Genomic DNA, 19,121 nt, shown 5'->3' with positions numbered 1-19,121 from the left:
GGGGTGGGTGGCACCGGTCAGATCGCGTCCGTGCCGCGTTCCCCCGTGCGGACTCTCACCACGGTCTCGACCGGGGTGACCCAGACCTTGCCGTCACCGATCTTGCCGGTGCGCGCGGACTCGGTGATCGCGCTGACCACCTTGTCCACACTGGACTCCTCGGTCAGCACCTCGACCCGGATCTTGGGCACGAAGTCCACCGAGTACTCCGCGCCGCGGTAGACCTCGGTGTGGCCCTTCTGCCTGCCGTAGCCCTGCACCTCGCTGACGGTCATGCCCAGCACGCCCAGCTGCTCCAGGGACGCCTTCACGTCGTCCAGCGTGAACGGCTTGATGATCGCGGTGACCAGCTTCATTCCTCAGTCCTCCTTGGCCGCGCCGGTGGTGACCTTCTTGGCGAGCGCGTCGGCCGTGCGGCCGATCGACGAGCCGCCGCCGCGCAGGCTGGAGAACTCGTAGCCGCTCTCGGCGTGCTCGGCCTCGTCGATGCCGGCGCGCTCGGCCTCGTCGGAGACGCGGAAACCGATCGTCTTCTTGATCGCGAAGCCGATCAGCAGCGTCAGGACGAAGGAGTAGGCCATGACCACCAGCGCCGCCACGGCCTGCTTGCCCAGCAGGTCCAAGCCGCCACCGTAGAGCAGGCCGTCCTTGCCCGCGGCGTTCACCTCGGTGCTGGCGAACAGCCCGATCAGCAGCGTGCCGACCAGGCCGCCGACCAGGTGCACGCCGACCACGTCGAGCGAGTCGTCGAACCCGAGCCGGTACTTCAGGCCCACCGCCAGCGCGCACAGCGCGCCCGCCACGAGCCCGATCGCCAGCGCGCCGAGCGGGGTCACGTAGCCGCAGGCGGGGGTGATCGCGACCAGCCCGGCCACGGCCCCGGACGCGGCGCCGAGGGTGGTGGGCTTGCCGTCGCGGATCTGCTCCACGACCAGCCAGCTCAGCACCGCGGCGGCGGTGGCGGCCGTGGTGGTGAGGAACGCGACGCCCGCCAGGTCGCCCGCGGCCAGCGCCGAGCCCGCGTTGAAGCCGTACCAGCCGAACCACAGCAGTCCCGCGCCGAGGATCACGAACGGCAGGTTGTGCGGCCGCATGGGTTCGCGCGGCCAGCCCTTGCGCTTGCCCAGCACCAGCGCCAGGGCCAGGCCCGCGGCGCCTGCGTTGATGTGCACGGCCGTGCCACCGGCGAAGTCCAGCGCGCCGAGCTTGTTGGCGATCCAGCCGCCGACGAACTCCACCCCGGTGAAGCCGTTGAAGTTGAACACCCAGTGCGCCACCGGGAAGTAGACGATGGTGACCCACACCGCGATGAACAGCGTCCAGGACCAGAACTTGGCGCGGTCGGCGATGGCGCCGGAGATCAGCGCGGCGGTGATGATCGCGAACATCAGCTGGAACACGATGAACACCAGGTGCGGGATCTGGTGGCCGTCCACCCACGGCGCGCCCGCGTCCTTCGGCGCGGTGCCCACGAGCTGGCCGACGACGCCCTTGAGCCCGGCGAAGTCGAGCCCGCCGAGCAGGCCGCCGCCCACGTCGTCGCCGAAGGCGAGGCTGTAGCCGTAGAGCACCCACAGCACCGTCACCACGGCGAGCGCGATGAAGCTCATCATCAGCATGTTGAGCACGCTCTTGGCCCGCACCATGCCGCCGTAGAAGAAGGCGAGGCCGGGGGTCATGAGCATCACCAGTGCCGCGCTCACCAGCACCCAGGCTGTGTCTCCTGTGTTCACATCATCCTCCCGCGAACCGGCCCACCCGTGAACCGTCTAGTTGCCGGGAAGCATCGGGTCGAGCTGTTTCACCGGATCGCGTCGCGGGTTTCGCGCCGGTGAACTAGCGACCCCCGGGTGTTACGGCCAGGTAACCTGTGCTGGGACGGGGGTGGGCATGACCGACGCGCGGGGCGTGTACTCGATCTTGGACCGCAAGCTGCCGCACCACGCGGGTTCGGCGACCGCCGGTCTCGTCCCGGTCCCGGTTTCGCAGGTCGGCGACGAGACCTGGCTCACCGCGCAGATCACCGCGGCGGCCCGGATGTACCGCTGCGACGACCGGAAGACCCTCGGCGTGCTGTGGTGGTACTCGGCCAGTTCGGTGCTGCTCGCGCCGACCGTGGAGTCACTCGTCGTCACCTCCCACGCGCTTTCCCCCTCCCGGGTGACGCTCTACCTCCACCCGGACGGGCGACTCCTGGCCGCGCGATCGGACACCACCACCCCCACGCCCGGGGACGACCTCCGCGAAACCCTCGACACCGCCATCACCGCGATCGCCAAGCGCACCGGCGCAGCACCACGCGCCCTGTGGGCCATCGCCACCGACTCGCTCGCCAACCGGGCCCTCTGGGCGGGCGGCACACCGGAGCGCGCCAAGAGCATCGCGGCCGAGGTCAAGGAACTGCCCGTGCCGCGGTTCGTTCAGGTCAACGGCCGCGACTACGTTCGGCGCGGTTCCTGTTGCCTGATCTATGAAGCCGCTACGAGTCCGAAGTGCGTGTCCTGTCCGCGTCAACTCCCCGAAGAGCGGATCGCGCGGCTAAGAACCCTATGACTCCGCGAAAACGCGGTGGAACTCCGCTTCGCCGACCGGCGTAAGAGCCCCGTGCAACCGCAAGCGGGCCATGCCGCCGTCCGGGTAGATGTCCAGCCGCACATGGGTTGTGGGCTCGGTTTCCCGTAGGGCGAACCTATGGCGCGTGTCGGGCTGCAGGCGCGTGCGGTCGAGCAGGGTGAACCACTCGCCCGCACCCGCGCGGCCGCTCAGCGTCGCCCACCCCGGCGCGTTGCCGGTGAAGTGCGTGGTGTCCAGCTCCGCGAAGCGGATCACGCCCTCGGCCGCCAACCGCACGATCACCCAGTCGTTGTCGGTGTCGCGGCGGCGCGCGGTCTCCCAGCCCTCGCCCATCACCGAGGCCGGTCCGGGGGAGATCAGGTTGTTGGGCGTGGAGTAGAACATGTTGCTGCACGCCACGATCCGGCCGCCGAGCCCCAGCGCGGCGAGGTCGAGCCCGTTCGGGTCCACCAGCGCCGGGTCGGCGACCGGGTCGCCGTGCACGCGCAACCGGGCCACGCCGCCGTCGGGGTGCAGGGTGAGCCGGACGTGCGTGAAGCGGCGGGTGTTGTCGACGTCGTAGGCGTTGCGGGTGTCGCCGCGCAGCGCGCAGTGGTCGACCAGGACGGTCCAGTCCTCGGCCAGCAGCTCGTCCGGGCTCGGGTAGCCGGAGACCGCGCACGCCGACACCGTGCAGGCGGGCGGGTAGTTGCCGGTGAAGTGGGTCGTGTCGACGATGACGCCGCGCACCACCCCGGGCAGCCCCAGCCGCACGATCGCGTGGTCGTCGCCCGGTTCCCGCCTGCGCCGGGTCTCCCAGCCGTCGAAGACCTGCCCGCGGTGGCTGAAGGTGGCGGGCCGGTACTGGGGCTCGGCGGCCAGGATCAGGTTCTCGCGGGGCGCGAACGTCTCGTCGTTGGACCACACGACCGCGCCCGCGAATCGCCGCGACGCCAGGTCCGGCAAGGTCGCCCATGACGGCGGCGTCACGCCCGCCCCCACATCACGTCCACAGTGCACTCCTCGGCCAGGTGGGTCGCCGACCACGATATCGATCCGGCTGCCCGCCAGCCCGCAGGCGAGTGTCCCCGGATCGGGCGAACCCGCCCGCCGCTACGGGCGGGGTAAGCCATGCGGGTCGCTCACTGCTCCACCAACCCGTAGCGGGCGGCCGGGAGGCGCAGTGCCGTGGTCTCCAGCCCGCACTGGGTCTGGACGGCGGCGTAGCGGGTGACCAGCTGGGCCGGGTGCACGTCCCAGCCGCGCGGGAAGCCGTGCGCCTGGGCGCGGCGGACCTGCGCGTAGTGCGCGCGCCAGCCGGACTCGACGGCGTCGCCGAACGGGAGCAGGTCGGCCGAGCCGTCGGAGAGCCAGACGCCGGTGCCCGCCGCGCCGACCTGCAGGGTGTGGCGGGCGTAGTCGCAGGCGGGGTGGTCCGGTGCCGGGGTGAGGCCGCAGGCGACGGCGTAGTCGTGCGCGGCGAAGTGCAGGCCGACGACCCGGCCCTCACCCGCCGCGACCAGCCCGGGGACGGCGACGCGGCCCTCGTGGTCGATCACCGCGTCGGGGGACTCGACCTGGATCTCGAACCGCAGCTCGCCGTCGGGGAGGCCGAGGCGGCGCTCCAGGACCTCCAGCACCTGCACCAGCACGCGGACCTGGGTGCGACCGGTGACCCCGGGGAAGGTCAGCGCGGGGGCGCGGCCCAGGGCGGTGACCACGAGGTCGAGCGTGCGGACCGAGCGCCGGTACCGCTCGGGGGTGTCGAACGGCCCGATCCGGATGCCCGCGCTGGGCAGCGACCAGACCTCCAGGAGCGCGGCGGCGCGCAGGGCCTCGGCGTCCTCGGTGTCGTGGGCGCGGTAGCCGACGGCGAAGTCCAGGCGCAGGTCCTCGACCGGTTCGTCGGCGAGCTTGGCCCGCACCTCCGCGTACACGGCGGACGCCAGGTCCGGGGGCAGGCCGATGATCCCGGCGAGGGCCGCCGCGTCCGGGGCGTGCCGGTCGAGGGCGGCCAGCGCCAGGGCGCCCCACCACGCGGGCAGGTCCTCGGTGGCCTGGTCCGCGGGCACCAGGCAGGTGTGCACCGGGAGCCGCCCACCCGACGGGCCGGGGAGGCGGCGGGCGCGTTCGGCGTCGAACTGGGCCAGTTCGGCGGCGAGCCCGGCGAGCAACGCTCCGTCCAGGGTTGTGCGCATGTTCGTCCACCGCCTGATCAGCAGATCCCGATCGTGACGAGCCGTGAGCAATTCGTCAGTTTATGGCGCGGACGGGCGGTCGGCATTACCCCAAAAGAGCGTCCACGAACGCGGTTGGGTCGAAGGGGGCCAGGTCGTCGGCGCCCTCGCCGAGTCCGACGAGCTTGACCGGCACGCCCAGCTCGCGCTGGACCTGGAAGACGATGCCGCCCTTGGCGGTGCCGTCGAGCTTGGTCAGCACGATGCCGGTGACGTCCACGACCTCGCCGAACACCCGCGCCTGGGTGAGGCCGTTCTGGCCGGTGGTGGCGTCGAGGACGAGCAGCACCTCGTCGACCTTGCCCTGCTTCTCGACCACCCGCTTGACCTTGCCCAGTTCGTCCATCAGGCCGGTCTTGGTGTGCAGCCTGCCCGCGGTGTCGACCAGGACGGTGTCCACGCCGGTGTCGCGGCCGAGCTTGACCGCGTCGAACGCGACGGCCGCCGGGTCGGCCCCCTCCTTGCCGCGCTGCACCCGGGCGCCGACCCGGTCGGCCCAGGTCTGCAGCTGGTCGGCGGCGGCGGCGCGGAAGGTGTCGGCGGCGCCGAGCACGACGGTGCGGCCGTCGGCGACGAGGACGCGGGCGAGCTTGCCGGTGGTGGTGGTCTTGCCGGTGCCGTTGACGCCGACGACGAGGACGACGGCGGGCTGGCGGGTGTCGCCGTCGCCGTGCGGGAGGGCGTGGACGGCGCGGTCCATGTCGGGGCGCAGCGCGTCGACGAGGACCTCGCGGAGCAGGGCGCGGGCCTGCTCGGGGGTGCGGACGCCGCGGGCGATGAGTTCGGTGCGCAGCTTGTCGACGATCTCCTGGGTGGTGGTCGCGCCCAGGTCGGCGAGCAGGAGGGTGTCCTCGACGTCGGTCCAGGAGTCCTCGTCGAGGTCGCCCGCGCCGAGGAGGCCGAGCAGGCCCTGCCCGAAGGCGGACCGGGAGCGGGCGAGGCGTCCCCGCAGCCGCTCCAACCGCCCGGCCGTCGGCGCGATCTCCTCGACGGCGTCCGGCTTCGCCTGCTCGACCTTGGCTGCCTGTTCAACCGGCACCTGCTCGACCGGCGCCTGCTGGACCGGGATGGCGGCGGTGTCGGGCTCGTCCTGCACCGGCAGCCGATCGGTCACCGGCTCCGGCTGGACGGGGATCGTGTCGGTCGGCGGCTCCACGACCGCGTCGGGCAACTCGACGTCGACCAGCGTCCGCTTCTCGGAGTCCCGAGGCACCGACGCGTCGTCCCCGACCCCGGGCTGCCCGTCGACCTCGGTCCGCTCCCCCGCCGGATGCGCGGGCGCTTTCTGCTGACCACCGGGCGCGAGGCTGATCCCACTGCCCGCCTGGTAGCCCCCCTTGGCAGGCCGCTCCTCGACAGCGGGCTTGTCCTTCTCCAGCGTGATCCGCTTGCGCTTGGCCACCACGAACCCGGTGACCAGCGCGGCGACCAGCACCACGAGAACGACGACGAGAACCACGATCAGGGTGTTCGACACGGCGCCATCCTCGCATCCCACCCGTCAGGACCGCCGAACACCGCGCAACCCGGAGACGATCACGCCCCGCTCACGTACGACTCCAACTCGGACGGCACACCGTGCTCGAACCGAGCGCCCCCGAAATCCGTCCACGGCGAGGGAGTGGACGAGTCGACCCGCCGCGCACGAGGCAGGGCCACCCGGTCGAACTCGGCGTGCTCGGCGAAATAGGCCTTCCCGAAGTCGACATCCCCTCGGAACCTCACACCGTTGAACAGAGCGGCACCGGCGAAACCGACCTCGCCGAACCAGGCGATCCCGGTGAAGGTCGCGCCATCGAACCTCGCGATCGTGGCGAAACGGGTCACCGCGAAACTCACGGTCGCAGTGACCCGCGCCTCATCGAACCAGGCGGGACCGGCAAACCTCGCGCCGCCGAACCAGGCTGGACCGGCGAAACCGACCCCGTTGAACCTGGCCGCGCCCGCGAAACTCGCGTCGTTGAACCATGTGGTCCCTCCGAACCCTGCCCCGCTGAACCGAGCGATCCCGGTGAAGGTCGCCCTGCTCAGGTGGGCCGTGCCGGCGATCATCGCGTCATCGAACCGGGTAGTCCCGATGAAGGTCGCGTCACTGAACCGAGCCGTTCGGATTCGGCAGCCAGCGAGGCCGAAGCTGATGAGGGTGGCGTTGGTGAGGTCGAGGTCGATGTCGCGCCAGAACGTCGGCAGCGGAGTGTCCGGATCGTCGCCGGGGACCAAGTGGTTTCTGAGGATGCGCTGGGCCGTCAACCGGACCTCCCGCTCCTGCAACAGTCCCCGGTGCCCAGCCAACTTCTCCTCGTCCTCCGGCGGGTCGCCGGGCACGGTGTAGGGCATGCGGAGGTAGGCGCACAGCACGTTCACGATCGTCTGGCGTTGTTCCACGTGGTCTTGGGCCAGTCGCTCCAAGGCGTACAGGCCGCCCAGACGGACCGGGGCCTTGTCGGAGCCGAGTTGTTCCACCGCTTTGGTGTAGAGGTCCGTGACGCGCCTGGCTTCGGCGTCGTGTTGGGTGGCCAAGGCCGTTTCGCGTTGGAGTTCCTGGTCCTGCTGCTTCTGGACCAGCGCGATCTCGGTGGAGTGCTGGCGGCGCCACGCCAGGTACAGGGCGAACAACCCACCTCCGCCCAAGCCGATGCTCAGGCCGGTGCGCAAGGCATCCAGGCGAGCCTGGCTCGGGTCGGCCAACCACAGCCAAACCACCACCCCCGCCGTCGCCGCCGCGATGGCGGTCGCCACCCAGGCGATCAGCTTCCTCGGCAACGGGGCGATCAGGGGCGGGGTGTCCGGCACGTGGTGATCATCGCAGCCGAACGGGTTGAGTTTCCGCCGGTTGATCACGATCGGGGGCGGGGTGCTTGTCCGGCGGGCGGCGGTGCAATAGACCACACTCCCGAGGGCAGTGCCGGTCGGGGTGGCCTGCATACGGCAACCGCGGGACAACCGGGGGTACATCGTGCGCGTGCTCGACCTCGCCATCGTCGTGGTCTTCCTGGTGGGGATGCCGCTGTTGGGGGTGCTGATCGGGGGCAGGCAGCGGTCGGCGGCGGACTACTTCGTGGGCGAGGGCAAGATCTCGTGGTGGGTGGCGTGCCTGTCCGTGGTGTCCGCCGAGACCTCGACGCTGACCGTGCTGAGTGTGCCGACGGTCGCCTACCTCGGCGCCTTCACCTATCTGCAACTGGCGATCGGGTACGTCATCGGCCGGATCGTCGTCGCCACGGTCCTGCTCCCCCGCTACGCCGCAGGCCGCATGACCACCGCCTACAACTACCTCGGTGAGCGGTTCGGCGCCGGTCTGCAGGGCACCGCCTCCGTCACCTTCCTCGTCACCCGCCTGCTCGCCGACGGCGTCCGGCTGTTCGCCACCGCCATCCCGATCAAGGTGGTGCTGGCCGCCTACGGGATTTCCGCCCAGTACTGGCAGATCGTCGCCGTGCTGGGGCTGGCGATGGTGGCGTACACGTTCTTCGGCGGCGTCCGGGCGGTGGTCTGGGTCGACGCGATCCAGATGCTCTGGTACGTCATCGGCGGGGTGGCCGTGATCGTCGTGTTGGCCGGTCGGTTACCGCAGGGGTGGTTCGCGGCCGCGGTCGACGCGGGCAAGACGCAGTTGCTCGACTTCGGCGCGGCGCCGTTGAGCAACCAGTACGCCTTCGTCACCGCCGTGCTCGGCGGCGCCGTCCTCTCCATGGCGTCGCACGGCGCCGACCAGCTCATCGTGCAGCGCCTCATGGCCTGCAACGACCTGCGCGCCGCCCGCAAGGCGCTCGTCGCCAGCGGTGTCGTCGTCTTCCTCCAGTTCGCGCTGTTCCTGGTCATCGGCACCATGCTCTGGTCCTTCTACCGGGGCCTCGACCCGGTGCGCGACCTCCACCTGGGCACGGCCGACGAGCTGTTCGCCTCCTTCATCGTCACCGAACTGCCCAGCGGCCTGTCCGGCTTCGTCATCGCGGGCATCCTGGCCGCCGCGCTCAGCTCCTCCCTCGGCGCGCTGGCATCCTCGACGGTCAGCGACGTCCTCCAGAAGCTGCGCAAGCGCCCGCTGGACGACGCCGAGGCACTGCGCCTGGGTCGCGTGTGGACGGTCGTCTGGGCGGGTGTGCTGATCCTGTTCGCGTCGATGTTCACCACGACCAAGAACCCCATCGTGGAGACCGCGCTGGCGATCACCGGCTACACCTACGGCGCGCTGCTCGGCGCGTTCCTGCTCGGCCTGCTCGTCCGCCGCGCCCGGCAGGCGGACGCGGTGGTCGCGTTCGTGGTGACGGTGGCCGTGATGGCGTTCGTGATCCTGGGCCTCAAGTTCGACAAGGCGAGCGGCGGCTTCCTCGGCGTCGACTTCGCCAAGCCCGCGGGCACCTCGGTGGCGCTGGCCTTCCCCTGGTACACCCCGCTCGGGGTCGCGGTGACGCTGGCCGTCGGCGGGCTGCTGGCCCTGCGCCACCGCGACGCGGAGGTGAGCGCGTAGCTACCAGCCGACGACGGCGCCCGCCGCCGGTTCCTGCCGTCGGTACCCGACCAGTTCCAGGTGCAGGTCGAAGCCGAGCGCGGTGAACATCCGCTCCGAGGCGTCGTTGCCCAGGGCGATCACCGCCGCCGCCCGGCCGCGCGCGCCGTGCTCGGCGGCCAGCTCGCGCAGCAGCGCGCGGACCAGCGACCGGCCCGCGCCCGCCGAGCGCATGTTCGGGTCCACGGCGACGTAGTCAACGGAGAACTCCTCCTCTTGGATGAAGCCCGCCGCGTAGCCGATGAGCCCGTCGACACCGGTCAGCGTGACGACGGTATGGCCCCGCGCGCCCTCGACCAGCTGCCGCGCGGACACCGTGCGGTTGGGGAAACAGCGTTCGTGCAGGTCGCCGACCTGTCGTCGGACCAGGGGGTCTTTGCCGAGCCGCACCGGGCCGCACCCGGGTTCCTCGGCGAGGCCCACCAGCGCGGACCGCAGCGCGGCGCCGGTCAGGGTGAACACGCGGCTCGCCGACCCGGCCGCGAAGCCGTGGCGGGCGGCGAAGTCGCCGAGGCGCCGGTTGCGCCGGTGGCCGTAGAGCTCCAGGTCGGTGATCCCGGCCAGCGCGGGCGTGCGCAGGACCACGTCGAGCAGGTCGTCGGCGGTGTTGTGCCAGACCTGGCGCTCGGCCGGGTGGCCGTCGGGGACCTCGACGAACGGCCCGTACAGCCAGGCGCGGCCGACCTCGCGGTCGACGTCGACGCTGAGCACCGCGCGCACGACCCCGTCGCCGTCGACGCCGACCGCGGCGCCGGAAGCCCAGGTGGGGCGCACGGCGGCCAGTTCCGCGGTGATCTCCTCGACGGTGACGCCGTGGTAGCCGACGTGCTGTTCGGGCACGGCCTGCGCCCGCGCCAGCAGCGCGGTCGCCCCGGGCCGGTCGGCGGGTGTGGCGGCACGAATCGCATACATGTGCGGAATCGTCACCCCGCGACCCGGTCGAACGCGAACGTATTACTGACCGGTCGGTCCAACGCCGAGCGGTGCGCGCGACCACCGGGGACTTGATCGAGCAAGCTCCGGTTCGTCCGTCTCGCCCAAGAGGACAGTCCATCCGCGCAGCGCGACGACATCACCGCAGGTAGTGAGAAAGGACTCGATCGTCGCAACCGCACCTCAGGGGCACCGTGATGCACGTCGGCCACGGAAACGCTGGTACGCAATGACTGTCCGTGACTCAACCACAACAAAATGGTCGGGGAGGCGGGCAGTACTTGCGAAACGGTCGGATCAGACCATATTTTGTGCGACCCTCACCGCGTCCCGTATAGGCGGGACCACCGCATTCCCCCGAACGGTCCCCCAGCCGTTCGTCAGTGCAGAGAGGCCACTATGGCTAACTTCGACCCCAAGCGCGTGACCCCGATCGAGTGGGCGGGCATCGGCGCGGGCGTGCTCGCTTTCCTCGCCAGCTTCTTCCCCTGGTACTCCGTGTCCGTGACCGGCTTCGGCGGCATGGGCGTCAGCCAGGGCTGGTCCGCGTGGAGCATCGGCATCGGCGGCTGGCTGCCGGTCCTGCTGCTGGTCGCCGCGGGTGTGCTGGTCTTCCTGCCGCACGTGGGCACCTCGGTCCCGAACCTCACCCTGCTCTGGCTCGGTTTCGCCGCCGCCGCCGTGGTGATCATCATCATCCGCTGGCTGACCCTGTCCAGCAGCGCGGGCCTCGGCTCGTTCAGCGACTCGGTGAGCGACGGTGCCGGTTTCGGCCTCTACATCGGCCTGCTCGCGGCCATCGCCTCCGCGGTGGCGGCCTTCCTGACCTTCCAGGCGAGCAAGAAGCCCACCGCCGGTCCGCAGGGCGGCTACCCGCAGCAGCCCGGTGGCTACCCGCCGCCCGCCGCGTAACCGATCGGCGTAGTCAACCGATGATCCGCTCTTGATCGTCGACGGTCGCCCCGGCCATGCTCAGCGCATGGACGGGGCGATTCTGTTTTCCACGGCGACCGAGTGCCTGGACTTCCTGCACACCCACGCGGGCGAGGACTGGGAGGCGCCGGTACCCGGGATGGACTTCACCGTCGCCGGGGTCGTAGCACACACCAGCACCTCCTTGCTCTACTACGGCGCCGACCTGGCGGCCGGGGCGCGGGAACTGTCCACAACGGAGGTCAAGGTGCGGGCCGCGCCGCCCGGCGAGCTGATCCGCACGCTGGGCATGGCGGCCAGGGTGCTGGCGGCGGTGGTCGACTCGAGCCCGCCGGAGGCGCGCGGCTGGCACCCGTGGGGCGTGGCCGACCCGAGCGGGTTCCTCGGCATGGCCTGCGACGAACTGCTGGTGCACACCGCCGACGCCGGGCGCGGGCTCGGCGTCGAGTTCGTGCCACGCGAGGCGCACAGCCGCGCGCTGCTGGCCAGGATGTTCCCCTGGGCGCCGGACGACCTCGACGCGTGGCAGACCCTGTTGTGGGCCAACGGCCGCGCCGACCTGCCCGGCCACCCCCGACCGCAGGACTGGCGCTGGCACTGCGCACCGCTGTCGGAGTGGGACGGGACCCGACCGGTCGCGGTCTAGACGACCGGGTCGAGCGGTTCCTGGGCGGGCTCCTCCGGGACCGACTCGTCCGCCTGGGACACCCGGGGCTCCTGGTTCTCCTGGGGCTCCTGGGGTTCCGGTGTCCGCGCCGGACTGTCCACAACGGCGGGTGTCTGGGCGGCGGGCTCGGCGCGGCGCTGGAGGCGCTGGGAGATGACCTGGGTGATGCCGTCGCCGCGCATGCTCACGCCGTAGAGCGCGTCGGCGATCTCCATCGTCGGCTTCTGGTGCGTGATGATGATCAGCTGGGAGCTGGCCCGCAGCTGCTCCAGCAGGCCGATCAGCCGCCGCATGTTGGTGTCGTCCAGCGCCGCCTCGACCTCGTCCATCACGTAGAACGGCGAGGGCCGGGCGCGGAAGATGGCGACCAGCATGGCCACCGCCACCAGCGACTTCTCACCGCCGGAGAGCAGCGAGAGCCGCTTGACCTTCTTGCCGGGCGGCCGGGCCTCCACGTCCACGCCGGTGACCAGCATGTCGTCGGGCTCGGTGAGGATCATCCGGCCCTCACCGCCGGGGAACAGCACGTCGAACACGGTGATGAACTCGCGCGCCACGTCGTGGTAGGCGGAGGTGAAGACCTCGAGGATCTTGTCGTCGACCTCCTTGACCACCACGAGCAGGTCGCGCCGGGTGGCCTTGAGGTCTTCCAGCTGGGTGGAGAGGAACTTGTAGCGCTCCTCCAGCGCGGCGAACTCCTCCAGCGCCAGCGGGTTGACCTTGCCCAGCAGCGACAGGTCGCGCTCGGCGCGCTTGGCCCGCCGGGCCTGGGTCTCGCGGTCGTACGGGCTCGACGGCGGCAGCGTGACGTCCTCGCCGCGCTCCTTGGCCGCCTCGTACTCGGCCAGCTCCGACGGGCTCGGCGGCACCGGCACGGTCGGCCCGTACTCGGTGACCAGGTCGTCGAGGCCGATGCCGAAGGTCTCGGCGATCTTGACCTCCAGCTGCTCCAGCCGCAGCCGCTGCTCGGCGCGCAGCACCTCGTCGCGGTGCACGGCGTCGGTCAGCTTCTCCAGCTCGGTGGACAGCTCGCGGACCCGGCCGCGCACGTCGCCGAGCACCCGCTCCCGCTCCGCGCGCTGGGCCTGCACCTCGTCGCGCTCCTGGGCGGCGCGGGTCAGCGACCGGGCGATCCGCTCCAGGGCCAGCTCACCGCCGTCGACCACGGCCTGGGCGATCGTGGCGCCGCGCTTGCGGGCGGCGGTGGCGCGGGCCGAGCGCTCCCGGGCCTCGCGCTCGGCGCGGGCGGCGCGGCGCAGCTGGTCGGCCTTGCCCTGCAACGCGCGGTGGCGTTCCTCGGAGGTGCGCAGCGTGAGCCTGCCCTCCATCTCCTCCTGCCGGGCGGTGGCCAGGGACGCGGTGTACTCGTCGCGCTCGCTGGAGTCCGGTTCGGCCTCCATGTCCTGTTCCTGCTCGACGGCGGAGAGCCGCTCCTCCAGCTCGGCGAGCCGCAGCAGGCCCTCCTCGCGGGCCTGCTCGACCTTGGCGCGCTGCCGTTCGGCGCGCTCGGCCTCGGCCTCGGCGGAGCGCACGGCGGCCCGCAGCCGGTTCAGCCGCTCGGCCGACCGCGCGGCGCGCACCCTGCCCTCGTTCATCGCCTCCTTGACCGCGTCGACCTCGGCCCGCCGGGCCTGCTGCTCGGCGCGGGCGCCCTCCAGCGCGGCGGAGGACTGCTCGACGGCCCGCTCGGCGGCGGAGAGCTTGGCGTTGGCCTCGTCGACGGCGGCCTGCACCTCGATGACGCTCCGCGCCTTCTCCGAGCCGCCGATGGCCCAGTGCGCGCCGAGCACGTCGCCCTCGGTGGTGACCGCGCGGACCCCCGCGTCGGCGGCGACCAGGGCCCGAGCGTCGGCGATGGCGTCGACCACGGCGACCCGGTCGAGCGCGCGGTGCACGGCGGGCAGCAGCGCGTCCGGGGCGCGGACCAGGTCGACGGCCCACCGCGCGCCCGGCGGCAGCGCGGGCCACGCGGCGCGGTCCAGCGGCTGGGCCGGCCCGCCGATGAGCATCCCGGCCCGGCCCTCGTCGCCTGCGCGCAGCAGCCGCAGCGCCTCCACGGCGCCGTCCGGGTTGGCCACGGCCACGGCGTCGGCGACCGGGCCGAGCGCGGCGGCCAGCGCGGCCTCGGCGCCGGGTTCGACGGTGAGCAGCGCGGCGACCGACCCGAGCAGTCCGGGCAGCCGGTCGGCCGACGCCAGCAGCGCGCCCGCGCCGTCCTTGCGGGACAGGCCGAGCGAGAGCGCGTCGACCCGGGCCCGCCAGGAGGCGATGTCCTTCTCGGCGCCGCGCTCGGCGCGGACCAGTTCCTCCACCCGCGCGCGGGCGGCGTCGTGCGAGGCGGCGGCCTGCTGGTGGCGCTCGGCGAGCGAGGCGTCGTCGGAGCTCTCGACGCCGGTCTCCTCCTCGGCCGCGGCCAGTTCCTCGGCGGCGACCTCGGCGCGTTCGCGGGCCTCGCCCAGGGTGAACGACAGCCGCTCGATCTCCTCGTCGGTGGCGCCGGTCTTGCTGCGCAGCGCCTCGACCTGACCGGCCAGCCTGGCCAGGCCCTCGCGGCGGTCGGCGATGGCCCGGACGGCGGCCAGGTGGGCCTTCTCCGCGGCCTGCACCATGCGCTCCAACTCGGCCCGGCGCTCGGTGGACTCGGCGAGCGCGTAGCGGGCCTCGGCCACCGCCTCGAACAGCTCGGCCTCGCGGGTGGCGGTGTGCTCGGCCTCGGCCTCCAGCTCCTCGGGGTCGCGACCGCCGCGCGGGGCCTCCACCGAGGCGGACAGGTGCCGGGCGCGCTCCACGGCCAGCCGCACGGTGCCGCGCAGCCGCTCCTCCAGCGCGGAGAGCCGGTACCAGGTCTCCTGGGCGGCGGCGAGCTTCGGCGCGTCGACGGCGAGGTTGTCCTCCAGCTCGGTCTGCCGCGCCTGGTAGATCTCCAGCGCCTGCTCGACCTCGCCGCGCTTGCGCCGGGCGGTGGCCTCGTCGGCCTCCTCGCGGGCGATGTCGCCGCGCTGGGTGACCAGGTCGTCGGCGTGCAGCCGGAGCCGGGCGTCGCGCAGCTCGGACTGCGTGGTCTGCGCCTTGCGGGCGATCTCGGCCTGCTTGCCCAGCGGCTTGAGCTGGCGGCGCAGCTCGGCGGTGAGGTCGTTGAGCCGGGTGAGGTTGGCCTGCATCGCGTCGAGCTTGCGGATGGCCTTCTCTTTGCGCTTGCGGTGCTTGAGGACGCCCGCGGCCTCCTCGATGAACGAGCGGCGCTCCTCCGGCTTGGACTCCAGGATCGCGGAGAGCTGGCCCTGCCCGACGATGACGTGCATCTCGCGGCCGATGCCGGAGTCCGACAGCAGTTCCTGCACGTCCATCAACCGGCAGCCCTGGCCGTTGATCTCGTACTCGCTGGCGCCGTCGCGGAACATCCGGCGGGTGATCGACACCTCGGTGTACTCGATGGGCAGCGCGCCGTCGGAGTTGTCGATGGTGAGGGTGACCTCGGCGCGGCCCAGCGGGGCGCGGCCCGCGGTGCCCGCGAAGATGACGTCCTCCATCTTGCCGCCGCGCAGGCCCTTGGCGCTGCCCTCGCCCATCACCCAGCGCAGCGCGTCGAGCACGTTCGACTTGCCCGAGCCGTTCGGGCCGACGACGCAGGTGATGCCCGGCTCGAACTTCAGCGTCGTCGCCGAGGCGAACGACTTGAACCCCTTCAGCGTCAGGCTCTTGAGGTACACGAGGCGAGACCCTTCAGGTTGGGCTCAGGCTTGGGCGCAGTCCGCCGTTATCCGGCCGAGACTACCGGTGCGCCCCGCCCGGATCGGTGAGGCGGGGCCGGGTGGCGGCCATCGGACCTGGTCAGCGCCTCGGCCCCGGCTTGGTCACCGGGCGCCCGGTCAGGACGGCGCGGGCACCTCGACCAGGACGTCGCCGTCGTCGTTCTGCACCTGGATGCGGGAGATGCGGGCCAGGGTGATCGACGTGCTGCCGGGGACCGCCTCGCCCTGCCGGTAGCCGGTCGCCCACCAGCCCGCCACCTCGAAGTAGCCGTCGCGGCCGCGCACGATCAGCTTGCACGGCTTGCCCGCGGGCACGTCGTGCAGCCGGATGCGCACCTCGGTGCCCCAGTCGCGGTCGGTGAGGTCGAGGTCGGCGCGCACGCCGCTGGCCGGGTCGGTGCCCGACCAGCTCACCGAGTACGGGCCGGGCTCCGCCGTGTCGCCGAGCGACTCGTAGACGATCACGCTGCCCACCGACAGCGCGATCACCGCCGCGGCGGCCGCGACGATCTTCGGGTAGCGGCCGCGGCGGCGCCGGTCGATGTCGACGACCGGGGGCGGGGGCGGGGCGGGCGCGGGCGGCGCGGGCGCCGGGTCCAGTTCGGCGTCGAGCGGGTCGTCGTCGAACCACTCGGGCGCGCGGGGGGCCTCGACCCGCAGGTCGGCGGGGACCTCCGGGGTGTCCTCGAAGTCCTCGACCCGGATGCGGTGCAGCAGGCCGGGCAGCGGCGAGAGCCGGACCAGCTCGCGGCGGCAGGCCGAGCAGGCCGCGGCGTGCGCCTCGAACGCCGCGCGCTCGGCCGGGTCGAGCGCGCCGAGCAGGTAGGCGCCGAGCGAGAAGGTGTGCGTGCAGGTCACAGCTCCGTCACCCCGCGCTCCTCCAGGGCGTCGCGCAGCGCGCGCAACGCGTAGAACGACCGCGACTTGACCGTGCCCGCCGGGATGCCCAGCACCTTGGCCGCCTCGGCGACGGTGCGCCTGCGGTAGAACAGCTCGGCGATGACCGCCCGGTGGTCGCGGGTGAGCGCGCGCATGGCCTCGGCGACCTGCCAGCCCTGCAGCACCTGCTCGAACTCGTCACCGGCGCGCGGCCAGTCCTCGTTCTCGATGGGGACCTCGGTCACCCGCGCGCTCTGCCGCCGGTAACCGGAGATCACCAGGTTCTTGGCGACCGTGTACAGCCACGGACCGGCCTTGTCCGCCTCGAGCGAATCGGCGTGGCGCCACGCCCGCAACAGTGTCTCCTGCACGACATCCTCGGCGCGCTGGTGGTCTCCGCCGACCGCGCGCAGCACGTAGCCGAGCAGCGGTCGCCGGTATCGGCTGTAGAGCTCGCGGACGAACTCGTCGTCCTGCTCCGGGGTGCTCCCCACGCTCAGGGCCTACGCCTCCCGGTGTCGAGCGGTTCACCTCAGGTGATGATCCGGTGTGTGGGATCGACCACTCAACGTTCGACGAACCCCTCCAGGTTCCCCTTGGCCGGTCCCCAGTGCTCCACAACCGACTCGACCGTCCCCGGCGTGGTGCCGGAACGCAGCGCGTCGAGCAGTCGCGCGCACCGGTCCCGGCCGCCCTCGGCAACCACTTCGACGCGACCGTCCCGAGCGTTACGCGCCCAGCCGACGAGTCCGATCTCCAGCGCGCGGGAGCGGGTCCACCAGCGGAAGCCCACCCCCTGCACGCGACCGCGCACCCACGCGGTGACGCGCTGGGGTTCCTGCGTGTCCGACACGGGCCCATGGTGACATGAGCCCGTGTCGGGTTGGCTCACGCGGTGGTGACGGTCGGGGCGTCGACGGCCCAGTACCAGTTGTTCGAACCGTTGGTGAGCTTCCAGGTGACCTTCATGGTGGTGGCGCCGGAGGGCACGGCCACGGTCAGCGACTCGATCTTGGCGACCGCGTCACCGGAGTAGGTCAGCACGGTGGTGGGGGCGCCGCCGTCGAACGACACGGTGACGGTGGCGGTCTCGGCGCCTTCCTTGCGGTAGTGCGAGCTGAACCCGACCTTGGCCGTGGACTTGCCCGCGACCGGGTAGGCCGGGGAGGTCAGCGCGCTGTTGAAGGTGCCGGAGGTGGACTTGTCCGACCACTCGTCGGAGTCGGCCACGGCGAACACGCCCCGGGCGCGGACGTTGTTCTCCCGCCACTGGCCCGCCTCGGCGCGGGTCCAGAACTCGTCGGTGGCAAAGGACCAGCCGCGCCACTCGGCCACGCCGCCGGTGCCCATGCCGGTGTTGTCGATGGTCCAGCCGGACGGGGTGGTCTTGGTCCAGCCGCGCACGGTGGCGGGGATGCCGGTCTCGTCGACCCGGGTCTGCAGCGAGCCGACGAGGGTGTCGAACGGGTCGCCGGTGGCGGTGCCGAGCACGCGGCCGTCGAGCGCGCTCGGCACCGCGACGCCGAGCAGGCTCAGCACGGTCGGTGCGATGTCGACGTTCTTGGGCGCGATGGCGGGCGTGCCGGGGGTGGTGCCCGGGCCGCTGCGGATGATCAGCGAGGAGCGCTCGGGCGGGGTGTTGCCGCCGTGGCCGCCCGCGTCGGTGTGGCCGTGGTCGGCGGTGACCAGGATCGTCCAGTCCTCGGCCGCGTGGGTGGGGCGGGCCTTGATCGCGTCGAGCAGCTGCTTGACGCGGCCGTCGGTGGCGTTGATCGCGTTGAGGTAGCAGGTGGTGGCGGCGCCGCAGCTGTGGCCCGCGGCGTCGACGTCGTCGAGGGCGACGAAGGAGGCGTCGGGGCCGACGGTGAGCAGCCGGTTCGCGGTCTGCGTCGTGGTGTCGGTGTCGTTGCTGCCGTTGACGCGGGCGTCGATGGCCGAGCCGAAGATCGCCCGTCCGGCCGAGTCGTTCACCAGGGGGTCCCAGGTGGCGGCGGCGAAGGTCGACAGGGCCGGGTTGGCCTGCTCGGCCCGGGTGAGGAAGTCGGGGTAGGTGGCCAGGTTGGTCGAGGTGCCCCAGCTGTTGCTGAGCACGCGGTGCTTGTCTGGCCAAGTTCCGGTGGCGATGGTCGCCCAGCCGGGGCCGGAGAGGGTGGGCGCGAGGGGGTTCGAGTAGAGCGCGGTCTTGCTGGCCGAACCGGACGCGATCAGGCCGTCCAGGGTCGGCGCGTCGGCCGGGGCGATCCGGTCGTAGAGCAGGCCGTCGATGCCGATGACCAGTACTTTCTGCGGTTTGGCCGCAGCGGGGGCGGCCTGGGCCGCCGCCGGGGTGAGCAGCGCGCCCGCGGTGAGCGCGCAGGCCGCGACGGCGGCGGTGGCGGTGCGGGGGTGCGGTGATCGCCGCAAGGTTTCCTCCAGGGGCAGGGGTCCGGCGAGTGCGCGTTCGAGCCTGCCTGTACAGACAAGTTGGCGGCAACGGACGGGCGGCGGGCGACGGCGGAACGTCCGGTGAACGCCGGTCAACCGGCGGTGACGGCGATCGGTGACCGCGGGCCACCCGCACCGGGCACCACGGTCGAGTGATACGTTGCCGCGCCGTGACCCGCCTTGCCGGCGGGTCAGGGAGGTAGGACCCGCATGTCCGAGCCAGATGAGCCGGT

Annotated in this window: 16 protein-coding genes; 4 read left to right on the top strand and 12 right to left on the bottom strand. The window is 72.3% G+C overall.

Annotation, left to right across the window (positions count from 1 at the left end; all coding sequences use genetic code 11):
- Window positions 1-17: 17 nt before the first annotated feature.
- On the bottom strand, window positions 18-356 hold the full coding sequence (locus tag CLV40_RS28345) for a P-II family nitrogen regulator (RefSeq protein WP_104482052.1): 339 nt from the start codon (window positions 354-356) through the stop codon (window positions 18-20).
- Window positions 357-359: 3 nt separating this feature from the next.
- The gene (locus tag CLV40_RS28340) at window positions 360-1,685 is read right to left on the bottom strand and encodes an ammonium transporter (protein WP_181043785.1); all 1,326 of its coding nucleotides are present in this window, start codon (window positions 1,683-1,685) and stop codon (window positions 360-362) included.
- Between the two features lie 205 nt (window positions 1,686-1,890).
- Here CLV40_RS28340 and CLV40_RS28335 point away from each other — a divergent pair, with 205 nt between their 5' ends.
- Window positions 1,891-2,553 carry a (2Fe-2S)-binding protein gene (locus CLV40_RS28335; RefSeq protein ID WP_181043780.1) on the top strand — a complete coding sequence of 221 codons (663 nt, stop codon included), beginning with the start codon at window positions 1,891-1,893 and terminating at the stop codon, window positions 2,551-2,553.
- Here the strand turns inward: CLV40_RS28335 and alc are convergent.
- From alc to CLV40_RS28315, 4 genes are all read right to left on the bottom strand, one after another.
- On the bottom strand, window positions 2,548-3,543 hold the full coding sequence (gene alc / locus CLV40_RS28330) for an allantoicase (protein ID WP_104482072.1): 996 nt from the start codon (window positions 3,541-3,543) through the stop codon (window positions 2,548-2,550). The two genes, CLV40_RS28335 and alc, sit on opposite strands and share 6 nt — an antisense overlap.
- A gap of 152 nt (window positions 3,544-3,695) precedes the next feature.
- Entirely contained in the window at window positions 3,696-4,751 is a 1,056-nt protein-coding gene (locus tag CLV40_RS28325; RefSeq protein ID WP_104482050.1) for a DUF6986 family protein, read from the bottom strand.
- Window positions 4,752-4,836: 85 nt separating this feature from the next.
- Window positions 4,837-6,267, bottom strand: coding sequence for a signal recognition particle-docking protein FtsY (gene ftsY, locus CLV40_RS28320; protein WP_104482049.1), 1,431 nt, complete (start codon window positions 6,265-6,267; stop codon window positions 4,837-4,839).
- A gap of 59 nt (window positions 6,268-6,326) precedes the next feature.
- Window positions 6,327-7,583, bottom strand: coding sequence for a pentapeptide repeat-containing protein (locus tag CLV40_RS28315; RefSeq protein ID WP_181043779.1), 1,257 nt, complete (start codon window positions 7,581-7,583; stop codon window positions 6,327-6,329).
- Between the two features lie 163 nt (window positions 7,584-7,746).
- On the opposite strand from CLV40_RS28315, the gene CLV40_RS28310 reads away from it, so the two are divergent.
- On the top strand, window positions 7,747-9,261 hold the full coding sequence (locus tag CLV40_RS28310; protein ID WP_104482047.1) for a sodium:solute symporter: 1,515 nt from the start codon (window positions 7,747-7,749) through the stop codon (window positions 9,259-9,261).
- Here CLV40_RS28310 and CLV40_RS38405 read toward each other — a convergent pair whose 3' ends face one another.
- A complete protein-coding gene (locus tag CLV40_RS38405) occupies window positions 9,262-10,212 on the bottom strand; it encodes a GNAT family N-acetyltransferase (protein WP_181043778.1) in 951 nt (316 codons plus the stop codon).
- Window positions 10,213-10,632: 420 nt separating this feature from the next.
- On the opposite strand from CLV40_RS38405, the gene CLV40_RS28300 reads away from it, so the two are divergent.
- The gene (locus CLV40_RS28300) at window positions 10,633-11,145 is read left to right on the top strand and encodes a hypothetical protein (protein ID WP_104482046.1); all 513 of its coding nucleotides are present in this window, start codon (window positions 10,633-10,635) and stop codon (window positions 11,143-11,145) included.
- A 67-nt stretch (window positions 11,146-11,212) separates the two neighbouring features.
- Window positions 11,213-11,812, top strand: a complete 600-nt coding sequence (locus tag CLV40_RS28295; RefSeq protein WP_104482045.1) for a maleylpyruvate isomerase N-terminal domain-containing protein — start codon at window positions 11,213-11,215, stop codon at window positions 11,810-11,812.
- Here CLV40_RS28295 and smc read toward each other — a convergent pair.
- From smc to CLV40_RS28270, 5 genes are all read right to left on the bottom strand, one after another.
- The gene (smc, locus tag CLV40_RS28290; protein WP_104482044.1) at window positions 11,809-15,543 is read right to left on the bottom strand and encodes a chromosome segregation protein SMC; all 3,735 of its coding nucleotides are present in this window, start codon (window positions 15,541-15,543) and stop codon (window positions 11,809-11,811) included. The genes CLV40_RS28295 and smc overlap by 4 nt on opposite strands.
- Before the next feature lie 159 nt (window positions 15,544-15,702).
- Window positions 15,703-16,443 carry a zf-HC2 domain-containing protein gene (locus tag CLV40_RS28285; RefSeq protein WP_104482043.1) on the bottom strand — a complete coding sequence of 247 codons (741 nt, stop codon included), beginning with the start codon at window positions 16,441-16,443 and terminating at the stop codon, window positions 15,703-15,705.
- On the bottom strand, window positions 16,440-16,958 hold the full coding sequence (locus CLV40_RS28280; protein WP_104482042.1) for a sigma-70 family RNA polymerase sigma factor: 519 nt from the start codon (window positions 16,956-16,958) through the stop codon (window positions 16,440-16,442). The genes CLV40_RS28285 and CLV40_RS28280 overlap by 4 nt, the downstream gene beginning before the upstream one ends.
- A gap of 71 nt (window positions 16,959-17,029) precedes the next feature.
- Window positions 17,030-17,317, bottom strand: a complete 288-nt coding sequence (locus tag CLV40_RS28275; RefSeq protein WP_104482041.1) for an acylphosphatase — start codon at window positions 17,315-17,317, stop codon at window positions 17,030-17,032.
- A 35-nt stretch (window positions 17,318-17,352) separates the two neighbouring features.
- Entirely contained in the window at window positions 17,353-18,867 is a 1,515-nt protein-coding gene (locus CLV40_RS28270; RefSeq protein ID WP_104482040.1) for an alkaline phosphatase family protein, read from the bottom strand.
- Window positions 18,868-19,121 lie beyond the last annotated feature (254 nt).

Origin of the sequence: Actinokineospora auranticolor, assembly GCF_002934265.1 — a bacterium.
Classification (GTDB): domain Bacteria; phylum Actinomycetota; class Actinomycetes; order Mycobacteriales; family Pseudonocardiaceae; genus Actinokineospora; species Actinokineospora auranticolor.
The sequence above is the reverse complement of the archived record's forward strand: the minus strand, read 5'-3'. Positions and strand labels throughout refer to the sequence as shown.

What these genes read in the sequence shown, in the direction of transcription:
- CLV40_RS28340 (WP_181043785.1), bottom strand. Translation starts at nt 1,685, where the DNA reads ATGCTCATGACCCCCGGCCTCGCCTTCTTCTACGGCGGCATGGTGCGG.
- CLV40_RS38405 (WP_181043778.1), bottom strand. Translation starts at nt 10,212, where the DNA reads ATGTATGCGATTCGTGCCGCCACACCCGCCGACCGGCCCGGGGCGACC.
- CLV40_RS28295 (WP_104482045.1), top strand. Translation starts at nt 11,213, where the DNA reads ATGGACGGGGCGATTCTGTTTTCCACGGCGACCGAGTGCCTGGACTTC.
- CLV40_RS28325 (WP_104482050.1), bottom strand. Translation starts at nt 4,751, where the DNA reads ATGCGCACAACCCTGGACGGAGCGTTGCTCGCCGGGCTCGCCGCCGAA.
- CLV40_RS28345 (WP_104482052.1), bottom strand. Translation starts at nt 356, where the DNA reads ATGAAGCTGGTCACCGCGATCATCAAGCCGTTCACGCTGGACGACGTG.
- CLV40_RS28300 (WP_104482046.1), top strand. Translation starts at nt 10,633, where the DNA reads ATGGCTAACTTCGACCCCAAGCGCGTGACCCCGATCGAGTGGGCGGGC.
- CLV40_RS28335 (WP_181043780.1), top strand. Translation starts at nt 1,891, where the DNA reads ATGACCGACGCGCGGGGCGTGTACTCGATCTTGGACCGCAAGCTGCCG.